Annotated in this window: 16 protein-coding genes; 2 read left to right on the forward strand and 14 right to left on the reverse strand. The window is 51.8% G+C overall.

What is annotated here, in order from left to right; translation table 11 throughout:
• Positions 1-11: 11 nt before the first annotated feature.
• Entirely contained in the window at positions 12-1379 is a 1368-nt protein-coding gene (glmM, locus tag E3E33_RS09995) for a phosphoglucosamine mutase (protein WP_167712170.1), read from the forward strand.
• On the opposite strand, the gene E3E33_RS10000 is transcribed toward glmM, so the two are convergent.
• From E3E33_RS10000 to E3E33_RS10055, 12 genes are all read right to left on the reverse strand, one after another.
• Positions 1369-2169: an energy-coupling factor ABC transporter ATP-binding protein gene (locus E3E33_RS10000; protein WP_167712169.1), complete on the reverse strand. Its 801-nt coding sequence runs from the start codon at positions 2167-2169 to the stop codon at positions 1369-1371. The two genes, glmM and E3E33_RS10000, sit on opposite strands and share 11 nt — an antisense overlap.
• Positions 2166-2825, reverse strand: a complete 660-nt coding sequence (locus E3E33_RS10005; RefSeq protein ID WP_167712168.1) for a CbiQ family ECF transporter T component — start codon at positions 2823-2825, stop codon at positions 2166-2168. Before E3E33_RS10005 ends, E3E33_RS10000 begins: the two co-directional genes overlap by 4 nt.
• A 1-nt stretch (position 2826) precedes the next feature.
• Positions 2827-3075, reverse strand: a complete 249-nt coding sequence (locus E3E33_RS10010) for a PDGLE domain-containing protein (RefSeq protein WP_167712167.1) — start codon at positions 3073-3075, stop codon at positions 2827-2829.
• Positions 3072-3686 carry an energy-coupling factor ABC transporter permease gene (locus tag E3E33_RS10015; RefSeq protein WP_167712166.1) on the reverse strand — a complete coding sequence of 205 codons (615 nt, stop codon included), beginning with the start codon at positions 3684-3686 and terminating at the stop codon, positions 3072-3074. The genes E3E33_RS10010 and E3E33_RS10015 overlap by 4 nt, the downstream gene beginning before the upstream one ends.
• 135 nt (positions 3687-3821) lie before the next feature.
• Positions 3822-4622 (reverse strand): proteasome assembly chaperone family protein, encoded by an 801-nt coding sequence (locus tag E3E33_RS10020; RefSeq protein ID WP_012571197.1) that lies wholly within the window; start codon positions 4620-4622, stop codon positions 3822-3824.
• Positions 4623-4626: 4 nt separating this feature from the next.
• Positions 4627-4803, reverse strand: a complete 177-nt coding sequence (locus E3E33_RS10025; protein ID WP_012571196.1) for an RNA-protein complex protein Nop10 — start codon at positions 4801-4803, stop codon at positions 4627-4629.
• An 11-nt stretch (positions 4804-4814) separates the two neighbouring features.
• Positions 4815-5642, reverse strand: a complete 828-nt coding sequence (locus E3E33_RS10030; RefSeq protein ID WP_012571195.1) for a translation initiation factor IF-2 subunit alpha — start codon at positions 5640-5642, stop codon at positions 4815-4817.
• Positions 5643-5738: 96 nt separating this feature from the next.
• Positions 5739-5936: a 30S ribosomal protein S27e gene (locus E3E33_RS10035; RefSeq protein ID WP_012571194.1), complete on the reverse strand. Its 198-nt coding sequence runs from the start codon at positions 5934-5936 to the stop codon at positions 5739-5741.
• 3 nt (positions 5937-5939) lie between these two features.
• The gene (locus E3E33_RS10040; protein ID WP_012571193.1) at positions 5940-6224 is read right to left on the reverse strand and encodes a 50S ribosomal protein L44e; all 285 of its coding nucleotides are present in this window, start codon (positions 6222-6224) and stop codon (positions 5940-5942) included.
• Between the two features lie 218 nt (positions 6225-6442).
• Complete coding sequence (locus E3E33_RS10045) at positions 6443-6622, reverse strand: HTH domain-containing protein (RefSeq protein ID WP_012571192.1); 180 nt, start codon at positions 6620-6622, stop codon at positions 6443-6445.
• A gap of 61 nt (positions 6623-6683) precedes the next feature.
• Entirely contained in the window at positions 6684-7265 is a 582-nt protein-coding gene (locus E3E33_RS10050) for a lysine exporter LysO family protein (protein WP_167731685.1), read from the reverse strand.
• Positions 7262-7510 carry a hypothetical protein gene (locus tag E3E33_RS10055; RefSeq protein ID WP_012571190.1) on the reverse strand — a complete coding sequence of 83 codons (249 nt, stop codon included), beginning with the start codon at positions 7508-7510 and terminating at the stop codon, positions 7262-7264. Before E3E33_RS10055 ends, E3E33_RS10050 begins: the two co-directional genes overlap by 4 nt.
• 228 nt (positions 7511-7738) lie before the next feature.
• Here E3E33_RS10055 and E3E33_RS10060 point away from each other — a divergent pair, with 228 nt between their 5' ends.
• On the forward strand, positions 7739-8938 hold the full coding sequence (locus E3E33_RS10060; RefSeq protein WP_012571189.1) for a pyridoxal phosphate-dependent aminotransferase: 1200 nt from the start codon (positions 7739-7741) through the stop codon (positions 8936-8938).
• A 47-nt stretch (positions 8939-8985) separates the two neighbouring features.
• Here E3E33_RS10060 and E3E33_RS10065 read toward each other — a convergent pair whose 3' ends face one another.
• Together E3E33_RS10065 and E3E33_RS10070 are read right to left on the reverse strand one after the other, a co-directional pair.
• Positions 8986-9888, reverse strand: a complete 903-nt coding sequence (locus E3E33_RS10065; RefSeq protein WP_167731686.1) for a hypothetical protein — start codon at positions 9886-9888, stop codon at positions 8986-8988.
• A 457-nt stretch (positions 9889-10345) separates the two neighbouring features.
• Positions 10346-10549 carry a MoaD/ThiS family protein gene (locus tag E3E33_RS10070; protein ID WP_167712242.1) on the reverse strand — a complete coding sequence of 68 codons (204 nt, stop codon included), beginning with the start codon at positions 10547-10549 and terminating at the stop codon, positions 10346-10348.
• Positions 10550-11120 lie beyond the last annotated feature (571 nt).

Below are 11120 nucleotides of genomic sequence, written 5' to 3' on the forward strand. Positions count from 1 at the left end.
AGGGATATCCAATGAGAAAGATGTTTGGAACCTTCGGCGTCAGGGGGATAGCCAACGAGAAGATAACCCCAGAGTTCGCGCTTAAGATGGGCATGGCCTTCGGAACGATGCTGAAGAGGGAAGGAAGGGAGAAGCCGCTGGTAGTTGTTGGCAGGGACACCCGCGTTAGCGGTGAGATGCTCGAGGAGGCTTTAATAAGCGGTCTCCTCAGCGTTGGATGTGACGTTATCGATGTTGGAGTCGCTCCAACTCCCGCCATACAGTTTGCCTGCAGGTACTTCAAGGCCGACGGCGGAGCGGCAATAACTGCAAGCCACAACCCACCTGAATACAACGGCATAAAGCTCCTCGAGCCCAACGGCATGGGCTTGAAGAAGGAGAGGGAGACGGTAGTTGAGGAGCTGTTCTTCAACGAGGACTTCGACAGAGCTAAGTGGGACGAAATCGGAGAGGTAAGGAAGGAGGACATAATAAGGCCCTATCTCGACGCCATAAAATCGAGGGTGGACGTTGAGGCAATAAGGAAGAGGAGGCCATTCGTAGTCGTCGATACATCCAACGGTGCCGGCTCGCTCACTTTACCCTACCTGCTCAGGGAACTAGGCTGTAAGGTCGTCAGCGTAAACGCCCATCCAGACGGCCACTTCCCTGCTAGAAATCCTGAGCCCAACGAGGAAAACCTTAAGGACTTTATGAATGTTGTCAAGGCTCTCGGGGCGGACTTTGGAGTGGCTCAGGACGGGGATGCCGACAGAGCCGTTTTCATCGACGAGAACGGCAACTTTGTTCAGGGCGATAAGACCTTTGCGCTGGTTGCTGACGCTGTTCTCAGAGAAAACGGCGGCGGGCTGCTTGTCACAACCGTCGCTACCTCCTACCTGCTTGATGACATAGCCAAGAGGAACAACGCCAAGGTAATGCGCACGAAGGTCGGCGACCTTATAGTGGCGAGGGCTTTGTTGGAGCACGACGGAACCATAGGTGGCGAGGAGAACGGCGGCGTAATCTTTCCAGACTTTGTCCTCGGCAGGGACGGGGCCATGACAGCGGCAAAAATCGTGGAGATATTCGCGAAAAGCGGTAAGAAGTTCAGCGAGCTTATAGATGAACTCCCCAGATACTACCAGTTCAAGACGAAAAGGCACATCGAAGGCGACAGGAAGGCGATAGTCGCTAAAGTGGCTGAGTTGGCCAGGGAGGGAGGTTACACCATCGATACAACTGACGGAACCAAGATACTCTTCGACGACGGCTGGGTATTGGTCAGGGCCAGCGGGACGGAGCCGATAATAAGGGTTTTCAGCGAGGCGAAGAGCGAAGAAAAGGCAAGGGAATACCTCGACCTTGGCCTGGAGCTTTTGGAGAAGGCTATGGAGTAGTTCTTCTCCATTCTTCGAGTATTTTTCTTGCCTCTTCAACGTTCCTTGGAACCTTCAGCCCTAAGCTCAGGAACAGCTCCGCGATGGATGGGACCTCAAGGTTGTGCTCTCTAAGGAGCCTGGGATTACCGAGTATCTCCTCAGGCGTTCCAACGGTTATTATTTTCCCACTGTCCATCAGGGCTATCCTGTCGCAGAGGGTCAGATATTCTGCCTCGTGGGAGGCCAAGATTACCGTCTTCCCTTCCTCCTTCATTCCCCTCATCAGCTCTCCGAGGAGCCGTTTCCCTCTGAAATCAAGGTTGGCGAAGGGCTCGTCAAAGACAATGATTTCGGGTTCCATCGCAAGGATCGTGGCTATTGCTATCCTCTTCTTTTCGCCGAAGCTGAGCTCCTTTGTTTCCCTGCTGGCGTAGTCTTCCATACCGACCTGTCTCAGTGCCCACAGGACTCTCTCCCTCAGCTTCTCCCCGCGGAGACCGAGGTTGTAGGGGCCGAAGGCAACGTCCTCGAAGACAGTCGGCGAGAACAGCTGGTCGTTTGGGTCCTGAAAGACGATGCCAACCTTCCTTCGAACCTCCTTGGGGTTTTTAGCGGGATCGAGGCCGTCTATAATCACCTCCCCCTTCTTCGGCTTCAGTATGCCGTTGAGATGAAGAACAAGCGTGCTCTTTCCAGCGCCGTTCGGTCCGAGAATTCCGAAAATTTCTCCCCCTTTGATGGTGAGGTTTACACCCCTCAGAACCTCTCTTCCTACGTACGAGAAGTGAACGTTTCTCAGCTCTATCATATCAGCAGACCCCCGATGGCAAGGAGCATCAGCAGTCCGATTGAGGGATTTGGGCGTGGTTCTTCGAGCCTTGGGAACTCGCCAAAGCCCCTTGAGAGCATTGCCTTATAAATTCTCCCGTTTCTAAGGTATGCCCTCACAAAAATCTCGCCTATGAGTGCTCCAAGTTTCCGGTAGTATTCCTTTCTCCCGATTCCAAAGGCCCTAGAATCAAGGGCCCGCTTCATCCTCTCAGCCTCCTCTGCAAAGAGGTCGAGGTAGCGGTACGTGAACGCGAGCGTCAGGATGAGTACCCTCGGGAACTTCAGGGTCTCCATCTCTGCGAGTATCCTTGAAAAGCCGACCGAGCTGGTTATAACTACGGCGGTTCCCGCGGATAGAAAGGCCTTCCCGAGGAGCAGGAAGAATGAATAAAGCCCCTCGTGAGTTATCGGCCCTATGGGAGTATCGAGAATTGGTCTTCCAGGATTGAAGAGGGCAAGGATGAAGAGCAGCCCCTCAAACCCGAGGAGGAATCCGAGGTTGAGGAAAATCCTCTTCTTAGGCCTCATCATAATGACTACAGCAAGGAACAGGAGGGCAAAATAAGCTAACTCACTCAGGCTTTTTCGGGTAACGACGCCAATCGCGTAAATAAAAATGAACGGCAGGTACACTTCAGGCACCCTTGGCGAGCTTTGCTAAGCCGTAGCCAACCACGAAGGTCAAGGTTATCCCAAGGAGCCCCATGGCGAAGCTCTGAGCCCAGCTTTCGCCATAATCGAGGGGGGCGTGGTAGATGGGATTCTCTTCGAGGCCGACCTTTTCCATGGTGGCCTCTAAACCATCGGGATTGCTCGAGGCCAGCGGAAGGACTATGGCCAGTATAACGGCTATGGCGATGAGTCCCTTCACTATCGTCCTCATGCGGTCACCCCCTCTATCTCGGGAAGCTTCATCCTAACGGCCTGGACGATGAGTATAGTGAGTATGGCCTCACCGATGCCGATTATAGCATGATAGCTTATCATCAGGGTAAGAATCTTGGCGAAGGGCAGGCTCTGGCTGAGGCCTATCTCGATAGCAGTCATCGTTGCCCCTAGGAGCACCGAGAGCCACGCGGCAAAGCCCATGGCGAAAACCTCATTGATGTTCTTCAGCTTGGTGTAAATGGCGTAGCCAACGAACGCCCCGATAAGTCCCATGTTGAGGATGTTGGCTCCGATGGCCGTTATTCCACCGTCACCGAAGAGCAATGTCTGAATGAGCAACACTGCAGTCATGACTACTACCGCCGCGTACGGGCCGAGCAGTATGGCAACGAGCGTCGCTCCGAGCAGATGTCCACTGACTCCCCCGATTATCGGGAAGTTGACCATCTGGGCCGCGAAGATTCCAGCCGCAAAAAGGCCGAGGAGAGGTATTTTGTCTTCCGGGAAGTTCCTGAGCTTTTTGATTGAGTATAAAAGTCCTGCTATAGTTACTGCGTATGTCAATACTATAACAGGTGTGCTCAAAAGGCCGTCGGGTATGTGCAATTTATCTCCCTCCCTCTTGGTCCTGTTGTGTCATCAAAATCAAAAAAGGTAGCACCACATAAAAGTGTTTCTTTAACTCGGTATTATTAACCATAAGTTGGAGGCACCGGAGCTTAGCAATGAGAAAAGAAAGGGTCAGAGGTAACCCCTGTCCTCTTCCTCCGGTGTTGGAGGCATGGTCTGTTCGAGCATCGCTCTCTGCATCTCCTGAACCTTGCGGAGTATCTCCTCGGTTTCCTTGGCGCGCTCATCGAGGGCCGTCATATCGAGCTCGATGCCGAGTATCTTAGTTACCGCGCTGAGGACCGATTTGGCTGCCTTTGCGTCAACGATGTAGCCGAGGCTTTCGCCGAGCAGGCTTATTCCGTACATGCTCCTGAGCTTCCCCATGCCGAGGAGCAGTCCGGCGGCACCAACTATTGCGCCTCCCTCGTCCTCCCTCCAGACAACTTCGACCTGACAGCCTTCCAGCTTGGCTTTATAGTACTCAACAAGCTCCTCGTGGGTTACTGCCGCTAAAACCTTTGGCTCTCCCTGGAGCTCCGGCACCTGGTAGCCGCCCATCGTGATGATTTCCCTTACTCCGAACTCGCTCACGAAGTCGAGCATCTTGCCAACGACCTCGAAGTGGCCGGGGCTGTCCGTTGGCGGAACCTGCTGATCGCCCGTGATGATTATCAGGTCTCTTCCGTTCTCGTCGGGGTTCTTCCAGTAGTAGAACTCGTTTTTCATCAACTCAACTACGGAGTTCTTCTTGATGAGCACCTGGTGCATGAAATGCGGCGAGTAGAGCTCGGCGAACTTAACAGCCTCAAGCTCCTGAATCAGGTGTTCTGCGGCAAGCTTTCCAACTAGGCCTATCCCAGGGAGACCCTCGATGAACACAGGGTCCCTCAGCTGGGGCCTCTCGTAGACATAAATCATGGTTTCTTTCATGGTCTCACCTCTTCACAATGCCCAGCTGTTCGCGCTTCAGTCTGCGCCTGTACTCCCCGTAGGGATCCTCTGGCGAGAAGCGCGGCGGGTGGGCTATCTTGGTCTTGGTTCCGCAGACTGGACAGGTCTCTTTGAGGGTGTAGCGCCCGCAGCTGGGACACTTCCTTATGCGGAACCTCATGTCAATCCCCTTCAGGCGCCTCTCCTCTTTATCTTCTTGATGCGCTTCTCCTTCCTCAGGAGGGTTGCCTCTCCTCCCGCCTGCTTGATAACGCGAAGTATTTCCTCAGCGATGTCCTCTAGAACCTCTTCGGCCTTGTAATAGTCGGGTGCAGTTATGTCTATCCTGTATCTTGGAGCTCCCTGGTAGGTGAACTTGACTTCGATGTCCTTATCTTCGTTGACCCTGTCACGGGCCCTTATGAGCGCCTCCTTGATTATCTCTATGCCGTTGGGCTTCGGCACGGTTATCTCGAACTCGGCATCGATGGTTACCGTGGGAACCTCGACGTAGTTCTGGACTATCTCGTTGAGCGGCTCGAGCCATTCCTCGGGTATGATGCCCTTAAGAACCTCTATGCCGTTCTGGGCAGCGTCCTCAAAGGCGGCGTAAACTTCGCCGTACTCCTCCTCGAGGGGAACCCAGACCTCTTGCCAGGCCATCTCAAAGTCCTTCCCGAGCTTTTCTGCGGCCATCTTGAGGAGGTTCTCGGCCTTCTGGGCGCGCTTGTACTCCTGGAGTTTGGCTTTCCTCTGCTGCTGGTTCACCCTCTTGAGGCTCAGGTCTATGTGCCCCTTATTCGGGTCAACGCGTATGACCTTGGCGACTACTTTCTGACCCTCTTTCACATAGTCCCTAATGTTCTTGACCCACGTCGAGGCGACCTCGCTTATGTGCATGAAGCCCTCTTTACCGGGGTACTCGTCAAGCTTGAGAAACGCACCGTAAGGATGGATGCTCTTGACGGTCGCGATAACAAACTCTCCCTCTTCAGGATACTCCTTGGCTTTCCTCGGCATTCTAACCACCTCAAAATTTTCTTTGCCTGAGTAATTTACGAAAAGGAGGTTTTTAAAGTTTAGCAGAAGGCCGAAAGGGAAGAGAAAGAAAGGTGTTCACTCGAGAACCTCGAGTATTTTGGCCTTGATAACGCCCTTACCGCCGGTGGGCTCGACGAGCGTTGCACCGCAGACGAGGCACCTGACGGTGGTGGCCGGGTTGCTGAAGACTATCTGCTCGTTGCCGCAGTCGATGCACTTGACGCGGAGGAACCTGCTCCTCGGCATCGGGATGAGGTTCTTCGGGAGCGCCATGCGTCACACCTCCACAAGCTCGAACTTCTTAACGCGGAAGCCCTGTCCTCTCGTGTGGGCCTTACCGCAGACGGTGCACCTGAACCTGAGGTCGAGCTTCTTGACCGGCTTCTCCCTTCCGGCGGGGTTCGGCCTCGGGAAACCGCGGTAACCCTTCATGATCCTCCTGAACCTTCTCTGACCCTGGCTGAGCTCGCTCCTTGGCCTCTTCTTGACCTTCTCGACCTTGTGGATGGTGTGCTTCTTGCAAAACGGACAGTAAGTCCTTATCTGCTTTGGGTACTTCATTCTCTCACCTCCACAGAGGGCCCGGTGGGCTCCTACCCACTCTCGCCTCGGACACCCCCGAGCCGTGAGGGATTATCCTGCAACCACCGCTAATCGTGAGGCTTTAAAAATGTTTTTGCTATCGACTGGGGCGAATTCCAGTGGACTCTCAGAGCGGAGTGAAGGAAATCGAAAGAAAGACCCCGCTGGAGAAATTGGAAGAAAAATACCTGGCTGACTCACTCGGCCGGCGCGTAGTAGCAGCGCTTCGGCGAGATTATCTTGCCTTCTTTTTTCAGAATCTTTATCGCCTTATCGACTTCTTTCTTGTCGATGCCGGCCAGCTCGGCTATCTCCTTGCTCTTAAGTGGCTTTCCGGCCTCTTTCAAAACCTTGAACACGAGCTCAACCTCGCTCATTCTCATCACCCTCGAGGTTTGTCAAAAGAACCTAAAACGTTTGAACTTAAAAGATTAACGGTTAAAGCTGAAGAATGAATGGGACCACAAATGGAACGAGAGCAGTGAGGATGAATCCGTGGACAAAGGCTATGATTGCAACGTCGCTGCCTCCGAACTTAGTCATTATTGGCAGCGTCGTGTCCATAGTAGTTGCCCCACCCATTGACACGGCCAGCTCTTTTGGAATCTGCCGGATAACGACCGGATACAGCAGCACTGTGAATATCTCTCTCGTAAGATTTGCAAGAAAGCCGAGAGTTCCGTAGACGGCCGAATACTGAGCTATGAGCGGGCCCGTTAGGCTGTACCACCCACAGCCCGCTGAAACTGCCAGACCCCATCTCAGATCTATGCCGAGAACCAAGGAAGCCACGAGTCCTCCCAGTAGAGAGCCGAGGAGCGTTCCGAGGGGGAGCTTAACGGCGAGCCTTCCGAGCTTTCTAACCTCGTCGGGCCTGAAGCTTTCCCCGAGATCTATTCCTATGATGAATATCAGGAGATAGAGCATTATCTCGTAGAGGTTTCCGAAGTCGGGGGCGTAGAAGTGTCCGATGAGGATTCCGATAGTTAGTGAGGCCAAAACGTAGGCCAGAAACCTCATCTTTTCTTCCCTCCCAAAAGAATGGCAATCCCAACGCTGCCCAATATTGTCAACGTCGCAAAAACCACAGATGAGCCAAGGAGCCAGAGGGCATCTATCTCAACTTTTCCGGCTTCAACACCCATGAAGAAGATGAGGAGAAGCAACGCGACGCTCATAGGAAGGCCTACATTGACTTTCCGGTTCTTTTTCTTCAGGACGTAACCGAGGAGTATCCCAAAAAGCAGGGGAATGAATATGTTCATGTAACGAGGTCTCTCTGAAGGTTAATAAACGTGTCGAAGGGCTCGGAGGGTGTTCACGTCATCATGTTGCATTGTCTCAGTATGCTTGCTATTCGTCATCGCCCGGGTTAGTTTGGATGCACTCTTTTTAAAGTTGCCCCAGCTTTTCCGAATGCCTTTCTCTTTGAACCTTGCCTGGGAATGTGAAGGTTTTTATGAGGAATCCTTCAACTGCCTTTGGTGGTGCTCATGATTCGCGCATCCGAAAGGGCTATGGGGATTGAATACGCCATAAGGGACGTTGTTCTTCCTGCCAGGGAGCTTGAGAAGAAGGGAATAAAGGTAATCAGGCTCAATATTGGTGACCCCGGAAAGTACGATTTCCAGCCGCCGAAACACATGAGGGACGCCTACTGTAAGGCCATCCAGGAGGGCCACAACTACTACGGTCCGAGCGAGGGCCTGCCCGAGCTTAGGGAAGCAATAGTAGAGCGCGAGAAAAGGAAAAACGACGTGGATATAACCCCCGACGACGTCCGTGTTACGGCCGCAGTCACGGAGGCGCTCCAGTTCCTCTTCGGCGCTCTGCTCAATCCTGGTGACAACATCCTCGTGCCGAGCCCGAGCTATCCACCCTACACCGGCCTCGTTAAGTTCTATGAGGGAGTACCCAGGGAGTACCTGACGGTTGAAGAGAACGGCTGGCAGCCTGACATAGACGACATGAGAAAGAAGATAGACGAGAAAACCAAGGCCATAGCTGTAATCAACCCGAACAACCCAACAGGAGCGCTTTACGAGAAGAAGACTATAAAGGAGATTCTCGATTTAGCGGGTGAATATGACCTTCCGGTCATAAGCGACGAGATATACGACCTCATGACCTACGAGGGAGAGCACGTCTCTCCGGGCTCACTCACCAAGGACGTCCCGGTCATCGTCATGAACGGCCTCTCGAAGGTTTACTTCGCAACAGGCTGGCGTCTCGGCTATTTCTACTACGTTGATCCAGAGGGCAAGCTCGATGAGATTCGGGAAGCTGTCGACAAAATGGCGAGAATCAGACTGTGCCCAAATACACCCGCCCAGTTCGCCGCAATAGCGGGTCTCACCGGCCCGATGGACTATCTCGAGGAGTACATGGCCAAGCTTAAGGAGAGGAGAGATTACATATACAAGCGCCTGACCGAGATTCCAGGAATAAGCACCGTCAAGCCTCAGGGAGCATTCTACATCTTCCCGAAGATAGAGGAGCGCTCCAAGTGGAAGAACGACAAGGAGTTCGTGCTCGATGCCCTCAACGAGGCTCACGTACTCTTCGTCCATGGCTCAGGCTTTGGCTACGCCGGTGAGTGGCACTTCAGGATAGTCTTCCTGCCGCCGGTCGAGATTCTCGAGGAGGCCATGGATAACTTCGAGGCGTTCATGAGGAAGAGGCTGAGTTCCTGATTCCCTCTCCATTTTCTCTGTTAGAGAAAGAAAAATAATGGGAGTTCTCATGGACCGATTATTTTGTAGGCTTTTACGCTGTTCCATGTTTTGATGTAAACTATGTTTCCATCAAGTTTCACGTCATATGGCCGCTCATTAAAGCTCTTGCAGGCAATTTTGATTAAATGGCCTGCCGTGTAAATGCAAACTCCGTTCTTTTCTTCGCCTTTCTCATTTTTAAGATAATATGCCACCGCAACATGGCCGTCATCAGCGTCTACACGCACTCTAATCCCAAGGCCCTCGCCGTTGATGCTTGTAATTGTTTTCCTCTTAACTTTCTTCCCTTCCACGATGTAAAGGATTACTTTAGTCTTAAGGGAAGACCACCCTCTGTCTGGCCACCCAACTGTCACGTAAGCTTTGTCACCAATAATTCTGACATCAGAGATATGGGCCCCCAAAACATCGGGACAAAATCTGAATGTTGTTTCTCCCGTGGAGATATTCATGAGATATGCACAGGACTCACCTCCAGAGCCAAATGGGGCAGAACTAACGAGGATCATACCATCTTTGGTATACTTGAGTGGATAAGCACTAAACGGACGCCACCATTTTATGCTCAGATTGTGGTCGAGAAAAATCATAGACGTTCTTCCCCTTCCTCCTTCAAGGAAATACGCATATAGGAGAATCCCCTCTGGGGTGCAGATATACCCCTTGTTCATCCCAGGTAGTGTGTAGTTGGCAACAAGCGTGTCGTTCACAAAAATCCTGAAAACATGGGAAAAATTAGCAGGTATGTAAGTTGCATGAATCCTGAATGGGCAACTTGTTGTTGATATGATGCTATCCTCAAAAGATACTCCTTCTGCGTTTGTTGGGATAAGCCGTCCTTTGGGTAAGAAGAAAATAAATAAAATGGCAACAATCGATAATATGAAAAATACCTTTCTGGCTTTCATTCACTACCCCCCAAGGCTACCCATTATCAAACAGCACCACCGTTGCTCTTCCACATTGGTCTCCATATTCTTCTTTGGTGCACACAACGAAATTTTGAGATCTTGCTTGATCCGGTGCAAAACATCCACCACAGTGCGTATTTGCCCACTTGCAGGAACTTCCGACATCTCCATACTTGTGTTCTGGCAGGTCTTTGAGTTGGTGTAGAATTCCGGGTTGTTCCTTTCTGCACGTACTCGAGACCACTCAAAACGAACAGTCCAATAACGAACATTACTACCCATTTCCGCATTCGCCCCTTTCCAAGAGGATTGCCGGGTATAATCATTGCAAGTTGTATATAACACTTTTGCTCCAAGAATACATAAATTAAAAACTTCCGTTGGCCAAACTATTGCCTAAAACTAAAAAGTTCAGTTTTGTTCAAAATATTGAATAAATCTCTGTAACTCTGCTTCATCCGCCCGAAACTACAGGAATAATCTCCACGTAGTCACCATCTTTCACGTTTTCGTCCTCCAGAGCAACGCGGCCGTTGAGCTTCGCTATCGCGCTCTCTGTGTTGAAGCCCACTTCGCGGAGAACATCTGCGATCTTCATACCTTTCCTCCATTCGAGTTCCTTCTCGATTCCTCTTCCAAGGACCTTGACCCTGATCATCGTCACCACCGAAAGGCATATCTTTCAAGCGTTTATAAAATCTCCCGGCCGATGAGGAACGTTTGGCCCGGCACCGATGGGGTGATGAGGGCCACCACTCCCGAGGCCAGGAAACTTTTGCCAAGCAAAAGTTTCATCAAAGTTTGTGATTCCCGTTCAAAGGTGCAGTTGAGAAGGATTTAACCTAAAAGTCACCTTTTGAAAGATGGATTCACAAACAAACTCCCCATTTCACGCGGGTTCTACTTGAACCGCGCTCCGAAGGAGCGCAGGTTAGAGTGAACTCCCTTAAGGAGTCCCTCCTCACAAGTAAATCCCCCACCAATAATTCCCTCCTAAACTTGAAAATCCATGATGAGAAAGAGCATTCCAAGAAGAATCACAAACCTTGATCAAACTCTGCGGGACTGGCGTCCCTCGCGTTGAGCTTCGCTCGACGTCGCGCAGGCGAAGTTACCAGGGGTGTGGGGGCGGTAGCCCCCCGGAGGTTTAGGAGAAAAACGGGGTTTGTGGGGCGAAGCCCCACTTCGGGGGTTTGAGAGTACAGAGAGATAAAGGGGCGGAGCCCCAA

It is taken from the genome of Thermococcus sp. GR5 (assembly GCF_012027535.1).
GTDB lineage: Archaea > Methanobacteriota_B > Thermococci > Thermococcales > Thermococcaceae > Thermococcus > Thermococcus onnurineus.